This is a genomic window from Chryseobacterium sp. ERMR1:04 (assembly GCF_001297705.1).
Classification (GTDB): domain Bacteria; phylum Bacteroidota; class Bacteroidia; order Flavobacteriales; family Weeksellaceae; genus Chryseobacterium.
This window is the reverse complement of sequence record NZ_LIRF01000005.1, coordinates 137,107-157,320: the sequence shown is the minus strand read 5'-3', so window position 1 is coordinate 157,320 and position 20,214 is coordinate 137,107. Positions and strand designations below refer to the sequence as shown.

At 33.8% G+C, this 20,214-nt stretch carries 20 protein-coding genes; 14 read left to right on the top strand and 6 right to left on the bottom strand.

All coding sequences use genetic code 11. The annotated features are described in order from the left end of the window. Window positions 1–86 precede the first annotated feature (86 nt). The gene (locus AMQ68_RS11210) at window positions 87–524 is read left to right on the top strand and encodes a hypothetical protein (protein WP_054510727.1); all 438 of its coding nucleotides are present in this window, start codon (window positions 87–89) and stop codon (window positions 522–524) included. A 53-nt stretch (window positions 525–577) separates the two neighbouring features. Here the strand turns inward: AMQ68_RS11210 and AMQ68_RS11205 are convergent, their stop codons facing one another. After that, window positions 578–1,855 carry a replication-associated recombination protein A gene (locus tag AMQ68_RS11205; protein WP_054510726.1) on the bottom strand — a complete coding sequence of 426 codons (1,278 nt, stop codon included), beginning with the start codon at window positions 1,853–1,855 and terminating at the stop codon, window positions 578–580. A gap of 194 nt (window positions 1,856–2,049) precedes the next feature. Between AMQ68_RS11205 and yidD the strand changes: the two genes are divergently transcribed. Together yidD and lgt are read left to right on the top strand one after the other, a co-directional pair. Continuing rightward, window positions 2,050–2,292, top strand: coding sequence for a membrane protein insertion efficiency factor YidD (yidD, locus tag AMQ68_RS24900; RefSeq protein WP_185113399.1), 243 nt, complete (start codon window positions 2,050–2,052; stop codon window positions 2,290–2,292). Window positions 2,293–2,743: 451 nt separating this feature from the next. After that, the gene (gene lgt, locus AMQ68_RS11200) at window positions 2,744–3,592 is read left to right on the top strand and encodes a prolipoprotein diacylglyceryl transferase (protein ID WP_262483902.1); all 849 of its coding nucleotides are present in this window, start codon (window positions 2,744–2,746) and stop codon (window positions 3,590–3,592) included. A 357-nt stretch (window positions 3,593–3,949) separates the two neighbouring features. Here the strand turns inward: lgt and AMQ68_RS11195 are convergent, their stop codons facing one another. Beyond that, complete coding sequence (locus tag AMQ68_RS11195) at window positions 3,950–5,464, bottom strand: bifunctional ADP-dependent NAD(P)H-hydrate dehydratase/NAD(P)H-hydrate epimerase (protein WP_054510725.1); 1,515 nt, start codon at window positions 5,462–5,464, stop codon at window positions 3,950–3,952. Window positions 5,465–6,128: 664 nt separating this feature from the next. Here AMQ68_RS11195 and AMQ68_RS11190 point away from each other — a divergent pair. The 3 genes from AMQ68_RS11190 to mscL all read left to right on the top strand — a co-directional run bounded on the left by AMQ68_RS11190 (window position 6,129) and on the right by mscL (window position 11,128). Next, window positions 6,129–7,586: a tail fiber domain-containing protein gene (locus AMQ68_RS11190; protein ID WP_054510724.1), complete on the top strand. Its 1,458-nt coding sequence runs from the start codon at window positions 6,129–6,131 to the stop codon at window positions 7,584–7,586. Between the two features lie 878 nt (window positions 7,587–8,464). Continuing rightward, on the top strand, window positions 8,465–9,850 hold the full coding sequence (locus AMQ68_RS11185) for a tail fiber domain-containing protein (protein ID WP_054510723.1): 1,386 nt from the start codon (window positions 8,465–8,467) through the stop codon (window positions 9,848–9,850). 897 nt (window positions 9,851–10,747) lie between these two features. After that, a complete protein-coding gene (gene mscL / locus AMQ68_RS11180; RefSeq protein WP_054510722.1) occupies window positions 10,748–11,128 on the top strand; it encodes a large conductance mechanosensitive channel protein MscL in 381 nt (126 codons plus the stop codon). A 136-nt stretch (window positions 11,129–11,264) separates the two neighbouring features. Here mscL and AMQ68_RS11175 read toward each other — a convergent pair whose 3' ends face one another. Next, entirely contained in the window at window positions 11,265–12,224 is a 960-nt protein-coding gene (locus AMQ68_RS11175) for a D-2-hydroxyacid dehydrogenase (RefSeq protein WP_054510721.1), read from the bottom strand. A 100-nt stretch (window positions 12,225–12,324) separates the two neighbouring features. Continuing rightward, window positions 12,325–12,726, bottom strand: coding sequence for a phosphoheptose isomerase (locus tag AMQ68_RS11170; RefSeq protein WP_054510720.1), 402 nt, complete (start codon window positions 12,724–12,726; stop codon window positions 12,325–12,327). Window positions 12,727–12,959: 233 nt separating this feature from the next. Here AMQ68_RS11170 and AMQ68_RS11165 point away from each other — a divergent pair, with 233 nt between their 5' ends. The 5 genes from AMQ68_RS11165 to gcvT all read left to right on the top strand — a co-directional run bounded on the left by AMQ68_RS11165 (window position 12,960) and on the right by gcvT (window position 16,524). Continuing rightward, window positions 12,960–13,601: a hypothetical protein gene (locus tag AMQ68_RS11165; protein WP_054510719.1), complete on the top strand. Its 642-nt coding sequence runs from the start codon at window positions 12,960–12,962 to the stop codon at window positions 13,599–13,601. An 87-nt stretch (window positions 13,602–13,688) separates the two neighbouring features. After that, window positions 13,689–14,291 carry a Pr6Pr family membrane protein gene (locus AMQ68_RS11160; RefSeq protein WP_054510718.1) on the top strand — a complete coding sequence of 201 codons (603 nt, stop codon included), beginning with the start codon at window positions 13,689–13,691 and terminating at the stop codon, window positions 14,289–14,291. Window positions 14,292–14,455: 164 nt separating this feature from the next. Then, the gene (gene idi / locus AMQ68_RS11155) at window positions 14,456–14,965 is read left to right on the top strand and encodes an isopentenyl-diphosphate Delta-isomerase (protein WP_054510717.1); all 510 of its coding nucleotides are present in this window, start codon (window positions 14,456–14,458) and stop codon (window positions 14,963–14,965) included. Window positions 14,966–14,968: 3 nt separating this feature from the next. Next, window positions 14,969–15,439: a hypothetical protein gene (locus AMQ68_RS11150; protein WP_054510716.1), complete on the top strand. Its 471-nt coding sequence runs from the start codon at window positions 14,969–14,971 to the stop codon at window positions 15,437–15,439. 8 nt (window positions 15,440–15,447) lie between these two features. Further along, window positions 15,448–16,524, top strand: a complete 1,077-nt coding sequence (gene gcvT / locus AMQ68_RS11145; RefSeq protein ID WP_054510715.1) for a glycine cleavage system aminomethyltransferase GcvT — start codon at window positions 15,448–15,450, stop codon at window positions 16,522–16,524. Window positions 16,525–16,705: 181 nt separating this feature from the next. Here gcvT and AMQ68_RS11140 read toward each other — a convergent pair whose 3' ends face one another. Continuing rightward, window positions 16,706–17,059: an arsenate reductase family protein gene (locus AMQ68_RS11140; RefSeq protein WP_054510714.1), complete on the bottom strand. Its 354-nt coding sequence runs from the start codon at window positions 17,057–17,059 to the stop codon at window positions 16,706–16,708. Between the two features lie 120 nt (window positions 17,060–17,179). Between AMQ68_RS11140 and AMQ68_RS11135 the strand changes: the two genes are divergently transcribed. The 3 genes from AMQ68_RS11135 (at window position 17,180) to AMQ68_RS11125 (ending at window position 19,939) form a co-directional block, all read left to right on the top strand. Then, a complete protein-coding gene (locus AMQ68_RS11135; RefSeq protein ID WP_054510713.1) occupies window positions 17,180–17,647 on the top strand; it encodes an acyl-CoA thioesterase in 468 nt (155 codons plus the stop codon). Between the two features lie 126 nt (window positions 17,648–17,773). After that, complete coding sequence (locus AMQ68_RS11130) at window positions 17,774–18,661, top strand: LysR family transcriptional regulator (protein ID WP_054510712.1); 888 nt, start codon at window positions 17,774–17,776, stop codon at window positions 18,659–18,661. A gap of 342 nt (window positions 18,662–19,003) precedes the next feature. Further along, entirely contained in the window at window positions 19,004–19,939 is a 936-nt protein-coding gene (locus AMQ68_RS11125) for a YeiH family protein (RefSeq protein ID WP_054511103.1), read from the top strand. A 60-nt stretch (window positions 19,940–19,999) separates the two neighbouring features. Here AMQ68_RS11125 and AMQ68_RS11120 read toward each other — a convergent pair whose 3' ends face one another. Continuing rightward, window positions 20,000–20,191 carry a hypothetical protein gene (locus tag AMQ68_RS11120; protein ID WP_054510711.1) on the bottom strand — a complete coding sequence of 64 codons (192 nt, stop codon included), beginning with the start codon at window positions 20,189–20,191 and terminating at the stop codon, window positions 20,000–20,002. Between the last annotated feature and the right edge of the window lie 23 nt (window positions 20,192–20,214).

The following is a 20,214-nucleotide window of genomic DNA, read 5'->3' as shown; positions in this document are numbered from 1 at the left end:
TTTTAATTTAAATTAAAAATCTATTCATATTTTGTAAAAAATAACTATATTTATCCTGTTTTTAACAGTTATAGATTCCATAAACTATGAAAAAATTATTCTACTCTTTATTGCTATTTGCTTCAGCAAGTTTATTTGCTCAAAAAAATACGTTAACGAAATTTGCAGTTGCCAATGATGTTATTGGTACTGTAGAGATGTTCTCTACCAAAGGGGACATACTTCAAGGTAAAGGCGTTGTTAAAACAAAAGCTACTCTGCCTCAAAATCTTAAAAAATACGCTTATTTAGCAGATAACGGACTTACAGAATATAAGTTCAAAAAAGGATACGAAGGGCAAGACAGAGTTACAGTTGCCCAAATCAACCAAATGTATGGTGTTGATAAAGATGCTCCTGTATTCATTGATGGATACGAATTCAAAAATCCTGAAACAAAGATTTATGCGGAGATTTTAAACAACGTAGAAGTACAAGAAAATAATGGAAGAAAAGTTGTAACCTATACAACTAAAGTAAAATAATTCTTCTCAATTATAATATATAAAGGATACTCAGTGAGTATCCTTTTTTGTTTTTAGTATTTAGTGGCCCATTTTTTCTTGAGCTCGTCGTAAATTTTCTTTTCGGTCGCATTATTTCCGGGCTCGTATAACTTAGTATTTTTAATTTCTTGGGGCAGAAAATCCTGATCTACAAAATTCCCTTCGTAAGAATGGGCATATTTATATTCCTTTCCATAATCCATATCTTTCATCAGTTTTGTTGGAGCATTTCTAAGATGCAAAGGAACAGGCAGATTTCCCGTTTGCTTTACAAGTGCCAACGCCTCATTAATCGCCATATAAGCAGAGTTACTTTTAGGAGATACCGCCAGATAAATTGCGGTTTCACTTAGGATGATCCTCGCTTCCGGATTCCCAATGACATTCACAGCCTGAAAACAATTATTGGCAATCATCAAAGCAGTCGGATTGGCCAAACCAATATCTTCAGCAGCCAAAATAAGCATTCTTCTTGCAATGAATTTAATATCTTCTCCTCCCGCAATCATTCTTGCCAACCAATAAACGGCTCCATTAGGATCACTCCCGCGCATCGATTTAATGAACGCTGAAATAATATCATAATGCTGCTCTCCATTTTTATCATACAAGGCCATTGTTTCCTGTAAAACTTCAAGAACATCTGAATTAATGATTTCGTTGGTATCAGAATTTTTATACTGATTAAGAACCAGCTCCACAGAATTGATCAATTTCCTGGCATCTCCTCCTGAATATTGAATCAAAGCTTCTTTTTCCAGAATCTTAAAATCTGTATTTTCTTCTTTATTAAATCTTTCAGAAGAAATATCAACAAGCTCTTCCAGTTTTTCATAACTCAACGCTTTCAGAACATACACCTGGCTTCTTGAAAGTAACGCCGATACAACTTCAAAGCTTGGATTTTCTGTAGTGGCACCAATTAATACAATCCAGCCTTTTTCAACGGCATGAAGAAGTGAATCCTGCTGAGATTTATTAAAACGGTGGATCTCATCAATAAATAAAATCGGAGATTTTCCTGAAAACAGATTTTGACTTTTAGCTTCCTCAATGATATCACGCACATCTTTTACCCCCGAAGAAACTGCGGAAAGCTTATAGAAGTTTCTCCCCGATTTTTCAGAAATAATTTCGGCTAAAGTGGTTTTCCCCGTTCCCGGAGGTCCCCAAAAAATAAGAGAATTTAATGCGTCATTCTCCAGCATTTTCCTAATAGTGCCTTTCTCTCCCGTAAGATGCTCCTGGCCAAGAACTTCATCTAAGGTTTTCGGTCTTAATTTTTCAGCTAATGGAATATTTTGATTCAAGATGTTAAATTTGATTTAAAGTGATTTTTTTCAGTGCAAAGATGACAAAGTCTGTATAAATATTTCAATTTTGGATCTGTAAATATACAAAATCGACGAACGCCGGAATTTATCCGATGAAACACCGATTTACGCCCTGAAACTTATAACAAATTTAAACTATTTTAATTTTTTTACCCTACTTTTGCATTGTTTTGAAACTTAAATTCAATAAAATAATCACTTTCCCCTTGGTAGTTTTAATAAAATTTTACCAATGGTTTATTTCGCCCTTACTTCCGAAAAACTGTCGTTATGAGCCTACATGCTCCCATTATATGGTAGAATCTTTGCAGGTGCACGGTATTTTTAAAGGATTTTGGCTCGGAGTGAGAAGAATTTCAAAATGTCATCCCTGGGGAGGAAGCGGTTATGATCCCGTTCCCCCAAAAAAGTAAAATCAATATACAAACTACTAAAAAAATAGAAATGAGTAATATTTTTTTCAGAATTTACCTTGTCGCATTTGCCTTTATTACCCAGTGTTTTTTCGCACAGGATTATCAGGCAAGTTTATCAGACGGAACTTTGAAAGTAAATTCAACAGAACTTCCGGTAAAAATTTATGCAACGACTGAAGCCACAGACTTGGCTGGATTTGCCGATAAAAAAATAGATAATAATGTATTGGTGATTCTGAACGAATCTAACTTTGAGCCTAATTATTATAATTTCAGCGCCCAGACGTTGGCAAGATTTAAAGACAATCAATATCAGTTTTTTGATAAAAAGTTTAAATTGATCACAACAGGCGTTACTCAGGAAAATATCGACACCTTTAAATATGCCGTAAAATCCGGCAAGCCGATTACTGAGACTGATAAGGTAGAACTGGAAACTCCATTTAAGATCTGGGATCCTTCAAAAGGCATTCAGATAGGGCCAGTTACACTACATTTTTATAGCTTAATGTTTATTTTTTCTTTTGGATTAGGTTATATTCTAATGGCAAGAATTTTCAAAAACGACAATGTTAATATAAAATATTTGGAGCCTCTTTTCACATGGACCTTAATCGGAACCATTTTAGGCGCAAGATTAGGACACGTTATTTTTTACCAACCGGAATTATTCAAAGAAGATTTCTGGAGTGTATTTTTACCGATAAGCACTAAAAACGGATTAAAATTTACAGGATTTTCAGGATTAGCAAGTCACGGAGCGACGATTGCTTTGATCTTTACAACACTTTATTATTCATTTAAAATCATCAAGAAAAACCCGTTTTGGGTATATGACAGAATAGGAATTGTAGTTGCTTTAGGAGGTGCTTTTGTAAGAATGGGTAACTTTTTCAACTCTGAAATCGTAGGAAAACCGGTTGATCCTAATTCACCATTCGCTATATTTTTCCCTCAGCAAAGCAGTGAGTACGGAGCGACTGTTCCACGTTATCCTACCCAGTTATTTGAAGCGTTTGGCTACGTTTGCTTATTTGTTTTATTATGGATTTTGTATAAAAAAACAAACAAGAAATACCAACAGGGATGGTTATTCGGATTGTTCTTTATCATTCTTTGGGCGATTAGATTCTTTGTAGAATTTTTAAAAATGCCTCAAGGAGATGAGTTCATTCAATTTGCAGGATTAAATACCGGACAGGTACTTTCTATTCCTTTTATGATTGCAGGATTTGTTATCATGATCTATTCTAAGAAATTTAAAATCACAGAAGCTGAAAACGGGAAACCGGAATAAGCTTTCTTTACAATACTTTAAAAAGGCAAACTTGCATATGCGAGTTTGCCTTTTTTTATTTACAATTTATCATCCATAATTTGCGGATTCGATACCCTCAAAAAAATCGAAAATTTCTCGAAATCAACGATAAATCAAATAGAGCTTAAAATTTACGATCATTTTCTTACATGTATTTTTGAAGCTAAAAATTGAAACAATACCATTTTATCTTTTAAATTGTCACGCCCTTTCAGGGCTACCTTATCATTGGTCTTTATTTCATCGGGTTCCACCCGATGCTATTATTATTTCGCCACTTCGTGGCTGATTAACATACATTCAATCAGAAAATTCAAACCCAAAATGGGATACGTTCTATAATTTTATTTCAGCTTTTCTATTAAGTTCTCCAAAAACGTTTCCGAATTCTTGGATTACATCAGTTGGAAGCATGGCTTCTTTAGAATGTTTTTCCGCAGCAAATTCTGCGGCTTTTCCATGAAACCAAACCCCAAATAGAGCGGCATTTTCTTCGGAATATCCTTGCGCTAATAATGAAGTTAAAATCCCTGTCAACAGATCTCCGCTTCCTCCTTTTGCCAAACCTGAATTTCCGGTGATATTATAAAATACATTTCCTTCAGGAGTAATGATTTGCGTATGATGATCTTTTAATACAATATAAATTTGAAGTTCGTGCGCTTTTTTTCGAGCCAGTTCTACTCTATCAAAAGAATCTTTTGTGAGACCAAATAACCTTTCAAACTCTTTTGGATGGGGCGTTATTATTGATCTTTTTGGAATTAATGCTACATTTTTTTGATCTTTAGCAAGGATATTTAATGCATCTGCATCTAATACCAACGGTTTTGAATACTGCTTTAAAAACTTCAATAAAGCCTTTTCAGTTTCAGTATTTGTTCCCAACCCAGGACCTATTCCGGCTACTGAGGTTTCATCAATCGTAAATTCATCTACATTCTTTTCACCCCCTTCTATGAACATGGCTTCCGGGCAGGAAGTTTGAAGGATTTCATATCCGCATTTCGGAGCTAAGGTAAACGTTAATCCCGCCCCCATTTTCAATGCCGATTGGGTAGCCAGAACCGCAGCACCTATTTTGCCGTAACTCCCGGCAGCAATAGTCACTTTACCGTATGTCCCTTTATGTGAAAACTCATTTCTAGGTTTAAAGATGCCTTCCACCATGGTATCGTCAATAATAAAATGTTGGGTTTCGGTCTCTGAAATATATTCTTCGCTAAGATCAATATCTAAAACAACCACCTTTCCTGCATATTTGCCTGTTTCAGGATGTAAAAAACCTTTTTTCCAACACTGAAAACTTAGCGTATAATCTGCTTTAAAAATAGTAGACTTTTCATCTGAGACTTTATCTGTAAACAATCCGGAAGGAATATCAATTGAAATCCTGATGGCCTTCTTTGCGTTGAGCTCATCAATGATCTTTTTATAATCTCCTTCTAATTCTCTGGACAGTCCGATTCCGAAAAGGGCATCAATAATAATGGTTCTGCTATCAAAACGAAACAGATCCATATCTTTAAAACTCTTGATCTGCACTTCCGGTATTCCTTTTAATTCTTTAAAATTGGCATTGGCATCATCAGAGAACTTAGCTTTAGGATCTACAAAAACATCTACATCAAAACCTTTCAGGCATAATAACCTTGCGATGGCAAAACCATCTCCTCCATTATTCCCAGGACCGCAAAACAGAACAAAATTTCTATGATTATTACAGTTTTCAGAGACCCAATACACAAAGGCTTCTGCTGCTCTTTCCATTAACTGAATCGAAGAAATAGATTCATTAGCGATGGTATATTCATCACATTGACGTATTTGTTGCGCCGTAAAAATTTTCATATGATAGGATTATTGTAATTAAAAAATAATATAAAACATAGAGATATACCCGTCAATATTCCCTTTGCTACCAGCAAATATATCAATCATTTTTCTTTTTCTTTTTATCAGCGTAAAATAATTACAATTCTTATTCCCTCAAAATATTTTGTATTTTTTACTTTATTTCATTTTTTAATCACCACAAAATGACATGCTTAATAATCAATAAATATCATAAATTACAAATTATTAATATCTAATACATGACAATACCTTTCATTATTATCCACAATTAACTATATATAGTGAAAAACATAAACATTAAACTTTTTCTTATTTTTATGTGTATAATAGATTTTTTTCTATATTTACCATACAAACAATTAACGATGAAAAATACAAACCCTCCTTCCCTATTTTCAATAGAACTGTCTTTTTATAACCAAGTAGGGATATAAAAAGTGAATAATTACTATCAATTAAAGGATAATTTATTATTAATTTCGAGAGTACATTAACAACAGATTCAAAAAAAACTAATGCTCCTATTCTGTATTGATTATCTACCCAAGCTAGAATATGATCTATAGCCCATCTTGATACTGAAGATTATTATTTATTACAATCATAAATAATAAGTGTCATACCTTAAAAAAACTATTAAACTTAACACACTATTACAATGAAAAAAGTATTACTTACTTCCCTATTCGTATTGGGAACTTATTCCTACGCTCAAGTAGGGGTTAATACCACAACACCGGCTTCCACACTAGATGTAACTGCTAAAAATGCAACGGGCACCACAACAAATGTTGACGGACTCTTAGCCCCTCGTGTAGACCGACTAAGAGCCCAAAGCATGACAGCAGTTCCCAATTCTACTTTAATTTATATTAATAGTATTGCGAACGGAACCCAAACAGGAACCGCCATCAACGTAAATGCGGTAGGATATTACTATTTTGATGGTACTGTATGGGCAAAAGTATATTCATCAAGCGCTCCAAACAACTCCATTAATATTTACACGAATGACGGAAGCCTTGGAGGAAATAGAATTGTAACCCAGGCAGCCAATACTTTAACCTTTACAGGAACAGCTGTAAATGCTTTTTCTGTAGATGGAACTTCATTTTCTGTTGATGCTACTAATCACAGAGTGGGGCTAGGAACAGCAGCTCCACAACACATGCTACATGTAGTTGCGCCAACTGCAAATACTGGACGATACAATTTATTTGATGCTCCTGTTTCAACGGTTCAAAACCCAATCATCGCACTTAGAAATACCTCTGCGCTGGCCACAGGAAATTTATCCCTGTTAGGATTTACCAACAGTGGAACTACTTCTGGGGGTGCCAATTGGGGAATTGGTTCTATACGCAGTGGTGCTACTGCAACTAATGGAACTGAGGAAGACTTTTTTTTCGGAAATTCTAATGGAGGGACTTACCTGGAGAGAATGAGAGTGAAGGGAAATAATGGAAATGTCGGAATAGGAACATCTAACCCAGCAGTAAAACTAGACATACTTACCGCATCTCAGCAATATGGATTCAGACATGGTGATGGAACGGTAATTTTGAATTCCTATGTTGGAACCGGTAGTACAAATGGAGCCACGGTTGCAGGCTGGTTTGGTACAACATCTTCCCATCCACTAGATTTTATGACTAATGATACTTTTAAAATGAGAATTACTGCAAGTGGAAATGTTGGAATAGGAACAATATCTCCTGCTAATCTACTTTCTGTTGCTGGAAATGCGGATAAGCCTGGAGGCGGAACCTGGGCTGCTTCATCAGATAGAAGAGTAAAAAAAGATATTGCAGATTTTAAAGACGGACTCAATGTGATTAAGCAGTTAAGACCTGTTACCTATAGATACAATGAAAAGTCCGGATTTAAAGACTTGAATAAACAATATGTAGGTTTTATCGCTCAGGAAGTAGAAAAATCAGCTCCTTACATGGTAAATATCAAAGACGATACCGCAGTAAGTGGCTTATCTGACAGAAGAGAATTGGATGACAGTGCATTGACTAAAATATTGGTAAATGCCATACAGGAACAACAAAAAGAAATTGAAGATTTAAAATCGCAAGTAAAAGAAATGCAAAAATTATTGAATAAATAATAAATTAATGTAAAATAATTTCAAAACACTCCCTCAAATGAGGATGTGAATAAAAAATAAGGGCTTTGATTTTTATAATCTGAGCCTTTATTTTGTGAAAAAAAAAAAAAATCATTATGAAATACATTAAACATTTAAATAAATTATATTTTTTTAAAAAAAATTACATTAGGGTTCCAGAATATAATTATTCTTGTATTTTATATTGAAATATCACAATATATCAACTACTAAAAAATGAAAATATCATATATATATCACTAAACGGATGTACTATTGAATAGGTATAACCAATATTTATTTTTCAAAATAAAGTGATTAATATTCATTAAAAACATCAATTACATATTACATTCCATCACCATATCAGGATTTATTTTTAAATAAAAAACGCTCATAATACATTACAATTCATCATAATAAGTTGTTTTTTGGTATATAAATTGTTAAATTACATAACAATAACCTATTTATTTATTTTTTGCTTAAAATATTTTTTCAACAAAATACTCATATTTATAGCAAATTTTTATTAAAAACAAAACAACACACAATGATGAAAAACAGCAACCCATTATCCCGATTTCGGTTAAACAAGTATTTTTACGAATCTGTAGCCATCCAAACAAAACATTCAGAAATCTTTTTAGAGATTATCTTGAAAAACAGGACAGACATATTCTCAATATCAATGAATGAATTATTCATTCTCCAGCTTAACAATTGAAAAATTTATAGCATCTCTCCCCTTTTACTTTTATCCAAACTCTAGTTTCTATTATTAAGGATAAAAAACTAAAGATAATTATATACTATAATGATAGATGATGTATCTCTATTTAAAAAATTTATTGAACTTAATATAAAATAACACAATTATGAAAAAAGTAATTTTATCTTCACTCCTTCTATTAGGAGCTTACTCTTATGCTCAAGTAGGCATCAACACTAGTACTCCGCAATCCACTTTGGATGTAACGGCTAAGAACACTACAGGTAACACAACTAATGTTGATGGTCTACTAATTCCCCGTGTAGATCGGCAAAGAGCACAAAGTATGGCAGCAGTGCCTACTTCTACTCTAATCTACGTAAATAACATTGCTACAGGAACACAAACAGGAACTGCAGCTAATGTAGATACTGTGGGATACTATTATTATGATGGTACATTATGGGCAAAATTAACCTCATCAAGTTCTCCAAGCTCGAGTGTGAATATTTATAATACAGATGGGAGTCTTACAGGAAACAGGACGGTAACACAAGCAGCCAATACATTGAAATTTACAGGAACTGCTGTTAATGCATTTTCTGTAGATGGTAATTCATTATCTGTAGATGCAGCTAACCATAGAATAGGTATTGGTACAGCAACCCCCGCAGTAAAAGTTGACCTGCTTACTGCCACCAAAAATTATGGATTCAGACATAGTGATGGAACTGTAATTCTGAATTCATATGTAGGAATAGGTAATACCAATGGAGCTAGTTTATCTGGTTGGTGGGGCACAACTTCTAATCACCCTTTCGATTTAATGACGAATGATACTTTTCGCATGAGAATTGATACCAATGGCAATGTGGGAATAGGAACAGTAACCCCAGCAGTAAAAGTAGACATTGTGACAAATACGAAGCAATATGGTTTTCAACATACTGACGGTACAATACGTTTAAGATCTTATGTGGGTACTGGTATTACAAATGGAGGAGGAGCTGCCGGATGGCTAGGAACTAATTCTAGTCACCCACTTGATCTAATGACCAATGATACCTTTAAAATGAGAATTAGTACTAATGGAAATGTAGGAATAGGTACTCCCAATCCTACATCTTTATTATCTGTTGATGGTTCAGCAGATAAACCGGGAGGTGGAAGCTGGGGAACTTTTTCTGACAAAAGAGTAAAAAAAGATATTGAAGATTTTAAAGACGGTCTGAATGTGATTAACCAATTGAGAACCGTTACCTATAAATACAACGAAAAGTCTGGCTACAAAGACTTAGATCAAAAACACATCGGTTTTATTGCACAGGAAGTAGAAAAAGCAGCGCCTTATATGGTAAGTATCATAGATGACACGGCAAACAGCGGACTAAAAGATAAAAGACAATTTGATGAAAGTGCTTTAACTAAAATATTGGTGAATGCCGTTAAAGAGCAACAAAAAGAAATTGAGTCTTTACAATCTCAACAAAAAGAAGTTCAGGACCTAAAACTACAAGTAGCTGAATTACAAAAATTACTCACTAAAAAATAATGCTTACCAAAGCGTTACTCCTATCAATAGAGTTTGAAATATCATTTTAAAATTAAAAAAAGAGAAAGGCTCAGATTTTTATCTGAGTCTTTTTTTATGGCTTCCTTTGAATGATGAACATTTAGAATTGATGGCCCTAGAAAAACATATTGGACGTCTATTTTTAATACTCTTAAAGCTTGTTTAAATTTTACTTAAGAATCATTATACACTTGGTTATCAGTTTTTTTTATTGATAATACTCAATAGATCATGTTTGAAATTATTTTTTGATTAAAAATATTAACGCAAAGTTGATGAATAATTTTCCTTTATTTTAAGTGGGCAAAGTGATGCGACTTCGTCGCTGATGAAGCTGTATACTTATCCATACGCTTCGATGAATCAACGAAGTTGATTCTATCCTTTGCTCCCTGAAAATATGTTTAATAAAGCTAAAGCTTTGCGTTAGAAAAATAGGTCATCAATACCTTATCTTTTTAATCAGGAAAATCCTTAAAGAATGTGATTTAGATAAAGATTTGAATGGTATACAAAAAATCAAATTTAGAAATTTAAACAGGCTCTTATTTTTTAACAGAAAGTCAGCTAATTTTTCCGCTTATTTTCAAATTTGCAATGGTGTTTTTAAATCATTTTAATTATTTAAAGTGTTTAAAAGTTCTACCTCTGGGGAGTCCGCAACACTTTTTACCCTAAAAAATAAAAATATATTTTAGAATCTGTTAATTTAAATATCCTTAACGTTTTCTCTTTACCGTATATAATTTTCATTTTAACACTTTATATCCATGATTAATTAATCACAAAATATCGATTTATGTGTTTATTATTAATGACAAATATTCATTTTTTTAAATTATATTTGTGATAAACAACATTAAAAAGAATTAAATTATGGGATTTCTTAAAGAATTTAAAGAATTTGCAGTCAAAGGCAATGTTATCGATCTAGCAGTAGGGGTAATTATTGGTGCTGCATTTGGTAAAATCGTTTCATCATTTGTAGAAGATGTGATCACGCCTCTTCTATTAAATCCAGCTCTAAAAGCTGCAGGCGCAGAAAACATTAAAGGCTTGGTTTGGAATGGAGTTACGTATGGTAACTTTTTAGCAGCGGTCATCAATTTCTTATGTATTGCTTTAGTTTTATTCATGATGATCAAAGGGATCAATAAAATCAGCAAGAAAGAAGAAGCAGCTCCTGCAGGACCAACTGATGACCAAAAATTATTAACGGAAATCAGAGATCTTTTGAGAAGCAAAAATAATATATAAGAAGATATCGGATTTCATATATTAGATTTACAATCAGTTATTTTGAACGTAAAAACATATTAATAAATCACCACTCTTACTTAAAAAACAAAAACACCTCCATTGAGGTGTTTTTTTATTCTTTATCATCACCAGATTAGTGAATCTGTAAAATGCTTGAAATTTGTTCTGCCAAAGAAAGACCAATTCTATCCTGAGCTTCCAAAGTAGATGCCCCTGTATGCGGCGTTAAAGAGATTTTAGAATGCGTAAGAATCTCCTTAGAAGGCGTAGGCTCATTGATGAAAACATCAAGACCTGCAAATCTTACTTTCCCTGAATCTAAAGCTTCTATTAAAGCAGACTCGTCAATAACTCCACCTCTTGAACAGTTTACAATTGCTACACCGTCTTTCATGATCTCAAATTCATTTTTACCGATCATATATCCGTCTTTCTGTGCCGGAACGTGAAGCGTAATAAAATCTGAATGCTTTAAAACTTCCTGTAAAGGTTCTGTTTCAATGTCTACATTAATAAACTGGTTGTTGTAGAATTTCACTTTAATGCTTGCTTTACCTACATTGCTATCCGCAGCAATCACTCTCATACCAAGACCTAGCGCAATTCTAGCAACCTCCTGTCCGATTCTTCCCATCCCAACAATTCCGATGGTTTTTCCTCTTAGTTCGATTCCTGCTGCATACGCTTTCTTAAGACCTGCAAATTCTGTATCTCCCACTACAGGCATCTTTCTGTTAGATTCCTGTAAAAATCTTGATCCTGAAAATAAATGTGCAAAAACCAATTCAGCAACCGATTCCGAAGAAGCAGAAGGCGTATTGATCACATGAATTCCTTTTTCTCTTGCATAATCTACATCAATATTATCCATTCCTACTCCACCTCTACCGATGATGCCAAGTGACGGACAATTATCAATAATATCTTTTCTTACCTGTGTTGCACTACGCACCAATAAAGTACGGATTTTGTGTTCGTTGATATAATCTACTAAAAATTCCTGAGGAACTTTTGCCGTGATTACTTCAAATCCCTTTTCAGTTAATGCATCAATCCCAGATTGATCCAACCCATCGTTTGCTAAAACTTTCATAAATAATATGTATTTAAAAAATTGAAGGATTTAAAAATTAAAAAATCATGCAGTATTACCCACTTTAATCGTTTAATCTTTAAATCCCTGAATTATAATTTTAATCTTTAAAAACTTCAATGGTCACTTGTTTTTCCACAAGATCCGTGAATTTTCCTTTGTATCTTGTTGCTCTCACCAAGTGATTGTCTATCCAATGGTAGTTTCCACCTCTTGGTTTTCCGCATAAAACACTGTGATATTTAAATCCGTGTTTATCCAACCAATCCATCGTAATTTGCTTTAGATTTTCTGTTCTTGAAGTAAAGAAGCAGATCTGGTGACCTTCGTCGTACCATTTGTTAACCGTCGCTAACGCATCAGGATACGGTTCACAAGTAACCATTCTTTCCGGTTCTTCGTTGGGTACATCGTCCGTAATTGTTCCGTCGATGTCTATTAAGTAGTTTTTTACGCCGTCCTTAAGTATAGGACTTAGGTGCTCGATATAGTCTAATTCCATCATTAAAAATTTGAATGGCGAAGTTACGACTTTTACACCAAACAGGAGTGTTAAACTTGATTTATATTAAATCTAGGCCCTTTATTTCATTATTTTATCGATAAAACAAACATTTGTACTGTTATTTTTACAATGAGTATCAAATCATTCTGTTTCAAAATAGGTGAAAATTTAAGATTAAAAATACTTAGCAATTTGGTATCTTTATTGATGCCTTCACAAAAAAATCACCTATGAAATTAAATAGTATTGCCATTGGAATAGCATCATTATTCCTTTTCTCCTGCAACCCATCGAACAAAACATCAACATCGGCAGATAAAAATGCAGATAGTCTATCAACCACTACTCTAGCTGATAGTGTTTCATCTACACCCTCACCTCCTGAAAATAGTCCGGCCAAAGAAGGTAATGAAACATTTACGCTGATCAAAAAATCACAAAAAAGCCCCGGCGATATCAATACATCGGATATCAATAAACTTTCGGAACCATTAAAAGCTATTGCCGCTTTATACAGCGGACTAGGCGGATCTAATTGCAATGATGGCAATTGTGAACTTACCACCGCTCTTGGTCTGGGAAAACAAGGGTCTAAAGAACAGAAAGACCTGGTAAAAAAATGGTTTGCCCATAATAAAGCAGCCGATCAATTAATTGGTCAGGATTTTTTCCAACCGCCTAATTCAGCTTCTAATTTTTCGGATTATCAATATCTGACTTTTGAGAAAAATGGAGATACCATCACCGTTAATTATGATCTCTTAGCTTACAGTCATGGGGAAACCAGCCATATTAAAGGTCCCGATACATATGTCATCAAAGGAAATACAATAGAAACGCTTAACAGAAATATCTGGAAAGACGTTAAATAATACCATTACCTAAGCATTACAAAAGTCATTTTACAGAAATTGTAAATTGGCTTTTTTGTTTTATATTTATATCACTAATTACAAATCATGAAAAAAAATCTTGCGATTATTTTTGCACTCATTGGTTGGTTTGCTTTAATAACACAATATTATTTGCATATAGAAAACAGGACAACTTCTTTAATGGAAGCCAATTTCAGGTTTTTCACTTATTTTACCATCCTTGTTAATTTTCTTGCAACGCTTTATTTTACTACTGTCGTTTTCCAAAAACAAGAAAACGAAGACAAAAAATCGGGAATTCTAACGGCTATTACGGTTTATATTACGATTGTTGGAGCTACGTATCAGATTATCCTGAGAGGAACATGGCAACCGACCGGTTTACAAAGAGTTGTTGACGAACTCCTACACAGCGTAATGCCTGTTCTCACCATTATTTTCTGGTATTTATTTGAAAATAAAGCCCGTGTAAAATACAGCCAGATTTTGAAATGGGCTCTATTTCCTATCATCTATCTAATTGTTATATTAATCCGGGGAAACTTTTCAGGGTTTTACCCTTATCCTTTTGTGGATGTTACTGCTTTAGGTTTACCAAAAGTTTTAATTAATTCGTTATTCGTCACGATCTTCTTTTTTATTATATCATTCTTATATATCAGAATTGGAAAAGCAGTCAAAAAGTAATTTTTCTCTCGCGGATTTTGCAGATCTTGCAGATGATTGTGAATATTTTTCAAGAAAAAATCTGCATAATCTGCGAGAACATTCAAAACAAACATAATCGTAAAGAAATATGATGTTTCACCAAAAATTTCCAAAATACATTTATTAAACTTACATTTGTATCAATGGAAGAATTCGTAGTTTTAGTTAATCCGGCGGATGAAGTTTTAGGCTTAATGGAAAAGCAACAGGCCCATATTAACGGCTTGTTACATCGTGCATTTTCCGTTTTTTTATTCAATAATAAAGGAGAGATGCTTTTGCAAAAAAGAGCATCCGAAAAATACCACTCTCCCAACCAATGGACCAATGCCGTATGTTCTCATCCCAGAAATGGAGAAACATATCTGGACGGAGCCAAAAGAAGGGTTAAAGAAGAACTGGGAATAGACACTGAACTTTCAGAAAAATTCAATTTTATTTATAGAGCTGATGTTGGCGGTGGACTTTGGGAACATGAATTAGACCATGTTTTCGTGGGAAATTATGAAGCCGATTTCAATTTAAACAAAAATGAAGTAGAAGAAGTAAGGTATATCTCTATTTCGGATCTCGACAAAGAAATAGCTGAAAATCCTAAAAATTTCACCGAATGGTTTAAAATCATTTTGGAAGAATACAAACACAACTTTTAAGCAATGAAAAAAGCACTACTCATAACAACATTTTTGTTGGGACTTTTTTCGTTTGCTCAGAAACAACAGATGTATGACAGCTCTAATTATTCTATCAGCTATCCCGATGGTTGGAAGGCCATGAACGAAAGCGAAATTGTTAATATCTTTCCTACCAACGAAATTGGCGCCATTACCATCTCAGAATATCACGATCTGAACCTTCCCAAAGCAGAAACAAAAAAATTCATCCTTGCTCTTTATCAATCAAGTGACGATGAAAACAAAATAAAAAGCAAAAACGGAAAAAAGGGATACACAGAATATATGTATGAATATTTTGATGAAAAAGATAAGCTATTCTGGATCACCAAAGTCTTTCAAAAAGATAAAGATCTGTATCTTATTTCCATCAACTGCGGTCAGAAATACTGGAACGGAAATTACATGACCCTTTTTAACGATACTTTTAACAGCTTTAAAATAAAGAAATAGAAATAAACATGAAGAAAACAGCCTTGTACGACAAACACGCTTCTTTAGGAGCGAAAATAGTACCTTTCGCAGGTTTTGAAATGCCTGTACAATATTCCGGAGTTACAGAAGAGCATTTTGCGGTAAGAGAAAAAGCAGGATTATTCGACGTATCTCACATGGGACAATTTTTCGTTGAAGGTCCGGGTGCTAAAGATCTTTTACAATTGGTTACGACTAATAATGTAGATGCTTTGGAAAACGGAAAAGCGCAATATACTTGTCTTCCTAACGAAACCGGAGGAATTGTAGACGACCTTATTGTTTACAAAATGGAAGATGAAAAGTATTTCGTTGTTGTGAATGCCTCAAACATTGAAAAAGACTGGAACCACATTGTAAAGTACAACAAATTTGATGCTGTGCTTACCAATGCTTCTGATGATATGTCTTTATTGGCAGTTCAAGGGCCGAAAGCTACTGAAATTCTTCAAAAATTAACAGAGGTTAATCTTTCTGAAATCCCTTACTATAACTTTACGGTAGGCGCTGTAGCAGGAGTAGAGAACGTTATTATTTCTAACACCGGATATACAGGAAGTGGAGGTTTTGAGATTTATTTCCAAAATGACAATGCTGAAAAATTGTGGGACGAAATCATTAATGCTGGACAACCTGAAGGAATTATTCCTTGCGGACTGGCTGCCAGAGATACTTTAAGATTAGAAAAAGGTTTCTGCCTTTACGGAATGGATATCGATGATACTACTTCTCCAATTGAAGCAGGATTAGGATGGATCACAAAATTTGATAAAGATTTCGTGTCTAAAGATATTTTTGCAAAACAAAAAGAAGAAGGCGTTACAAGAAAATTAGTTGCTTTTGAACTTCAGGATAAAGGAGTTCCAAGACACGACTATCCTGTTGTAGATGCTGAAGGAAACGTGATCGGAAAAGTAACTTCCGGAACTCAGTCTCCAATGAAAAAAGTAGGTTTAGGATTGGCTTATGTAGACAAACCTCACTTCAAACTAGGTTCTGAAATCTTTATTCAGGTAAGAAACAAAAATATCCCTGCAAAAGTGGTGAAAGCTCCTTTTGTATAATTAAAAGATATATACTTAAAGCAAAAAACCACAGAATATTCTGTGGTTTTTGTTTTTATACTCCTGAAACAGATCATGATCTACATTGTTTGGATTTCAAAAATTCATATTCATCAAAATCCTGACCCTCAGAAAATCCGACAGCCCCAAACAACATTCTGAAAAAACCTGTCTACTATTTCTAATTTGAATTAAAGAAATCTCTCAATTCTCCAATATTCTTTTTATCGTTACCAATAAAAATTTTGCTATCAGTAAGGAAAACAGGACGTCTCAAAAACGTATAATGATCAAGCAGAAGTTCTTTAAAATCATCTTCACCCAAAGTCTTTAGATCTAGCTCTCTTAGCTTGATCTGAGTAGATTTTTTACTGAATAATTCTTCGTAAGACCCCGCAATTTTCGCCATTGCTTCCAATTCTTCTTTTGTAATGGGTTCTTTTTTTATTTCACGAAGCTCCCATTCTTTAAGATTAAACTGGGCCAATATTTTTCTGCAAGTGTCACACGTATTAAGATAAAATACTTTTTTCATTTATTTTTTTAAGTTATTTTTATTACATAAAACCTTCTTCAAAGTTCTAACCTCCAAAAGTATGATTTAATATGCCATTCTAAGAATTATTAAATACCTTTATGAAAATTTTATAAGAAAATGGAGAACAAACCGATTACTTTTCAGTTTATTTCTGAACCCTCAGATGTTAATTATGGAGGAAACGTTCATGGAGGAAGTGTAATGAAGTGGATTGATCAAGCAGGATATGCTTGCGCAACTACCTGGAGTGGAAATTATTCTGTAACGGTATATGTAGGGGGAATTCGTTTCTATGAACCTATTAAAATCGGGGAAATAGTAAAAGTAGAGGCTCAGGTTATTTACACAGGCTCTTCGAGTATGCATATATCCATCAATGTATTTTCAAGAAATCTAAAACAGCCTATTTTTGTTAAGAAAACCCACTGTATCATTGTTTTTGTAGCGGTAGATGAAAATGGCAAAAAACTTCCTGTTCCTAAATGGATCCCGAGTACAGAAGCTGAAAAACAACAGGAGCAATATGCAAAACGTCTGATGGATCTGAGGACTCAGATAGAAGATGAAATGAAACCTTTTTTATAATTTCATCCCAATTGCAACCCCATACTCTCCTATTTCCTTTGTATCCTCTGAAAATACAAAGGAAATAAGAGAATTAAAATTGACTTTACTCCAGAAACTTATTTTTTCTTTGCTTAAATTCCCCATATGTTTGATTACAGATTAAAAGTTTTTTACACCGTTGCTTCAAGGCTGAGTTTTACAAGAGCTTCGGAAGAACTGAATATTTCACAACCCGCCGTTACCAAACATATCAAAGAAACAGAAAATCTACTTAACACCAAGTTGTTTGATCGAAAAGGAACCTCTATTCAGCTTACTCAAAGCGGCAAAATATTGTATGCATACGCTGAAAAAATAAGGAATATATATCGTGATCTGGAATTTGAGATCAGCCAGGTGAATCAACAGCATAAAGGAAAACTGATTATCGGGGCCAGCACAACAATCGCTCAGTATATTTTACCTGAAATTCTGGCAAAATTCAATTCTTATTATAAAGACATCAAAATAGAATTGCTCACCCAAAATACTGAAATAATTTCCACCCTTTTAAAAGAAGGAAAAATAGATCTGGGAATCATTGAAGGAGAATCTCAGTCTTCTTTTTTTGAATATACCACCTTCAAAGCTGATGAAATTGTACTTGTTGCCAAAGCCCATCATCCTTTAGCCAACAAAACACTGAATCTAAAAGATCTGTATGATGTAGATTTAATTTTCCGTGAACAAGGCTCAGGAACTCAGGAATTTATTCAGAATCGGTTAAAAGAAAAAGGAATTACTATTGATGAACTGAATATTGTCATGCAATTGGGAAGCAGTGAAAGCATTAAAAATTATCTATTACATTCCGACTGTATGGCTTTTTTATCAATCAGCACTGTTTTAAATGAGCTTAAAAACAATGTCTTAACAATTATTGATATCAAAAACTTCAGTATCGAAAGAAACTTTCATTACATCCTTCCCAAAGGGGAACAATCTGAATTGATTCAATTATTTCTGAAGTTTATGAGTTATGAACCTGTTTGAATGTATATAAAAAACTTTTCGAGTAAAATAGGAAATTATAATTAGAAAAGAATATTTTATTGGAAAATCACAGAGGCTCCAATCGCGATATATAGATTCCTCCTGATGACAAAACGTATGCGGGCTTGTATCATATAAACCAATCAATTTTATCTACGATAAAATCCTTGCGCCTTAAAACATATTGTTGTAAAAAGAAATTGCGCCTTTGCGATTAACCAACTTCGAAACATTAAAAACCTCAATCAATTATAACTAAAAGTTATCAATCATAACAAAATACGATTTACATCGTAATAATAAATTGTAGAATTTTGAACTATGATTTCAACGCTTTACAATATGAAAACTTTCATCCAAAATGAAACTTCACAGAAAATAATTTTTATTGGAATAATCATTCTATGCCTTACTCCATTTGTCTCTTCTCCGATTGCATTGGCTTTGGGAATTCTTTTAGCCATTTTCATAGGCAACCCTTTTGAAAAAAAAGTACATCAATACATTCATCTTTTATTACAAATTTCTATTGTAGGATTAGGCTTCGGATTAAAATTAGATGAAGCACTCCAGGCCGGCAAAACTGGATTTACTTTAACGGTAATGAGTATTTTCACCGTGATGACTTTAGGCTACTTTTTAGGAAAGATATTCAAGCTTGATAAGCAACTTTCTTATTTGCTTTCTGTAGGAACTGCAATTTGTGGAGGAAGTGCCATTGCAGCAACCTCTCCTATTATAAAACCCAGTACAAAACAAATATCGCTGGCTCTTGCGATTGTGTTTACGCTGAATTCGGTTGCCTTGTTTGTTTATCCTTTTATTGGGCATATTTTGCATCTTACCCAAGAGCAATTTGGACTGTGGTGTGCCGTCGGAATCCATGATACCAGCTCTGTTGTAGGCGCAGCAAGTAAATATGGTGATGAAGCATTAAAAATAGCAACTACGGTAAAACTAGCCCGAGCATTATGGATTATCCCAGTATCCATCATTACAATGTTTATTTTTAAAAGTAAAGGTTCTAAAATTAAAATCCCATGGTTTATTGGATGGTTTATTCTTGCTATTCTTCTGAATACCTATTTCCCTTTCTTCGATAGCTTCAGCTCTATAGTTACGGTTGCTGCGAAATCCGGATTAAACGTAACTTTATTTTTAATCGGCTCTACCCTTTCTTTACAGACCCTGAAGACCATTGGTTTAAAACCTTTAGCAGTTGCATTGATTCTTTGGATCACCATAAGCATCGGAAGCTTACTCTATATCATTCATTAAAAGAACAAAACCCTTTTGGATATACCAAAAGGGTTCTGCATATTAAATGTGGAAATGTTTCTATGTTAGATCTTGTCCGCAAGTGTAAACTTGAGGGCATCCGAAATATTGAGAGCAATACTCAGGACCTGTTACCGCTCCAGAGCAGCTGCATCCGCATAGAGATAAATTAGGTTTACTAATACCTCCTACGATATTTTTAAGATCTCCTTTTTGTAGCTTTTTAGCATTTTTTAAAACTTGGTTTAACATGTGATTTCTGATTTTAGTTTAAA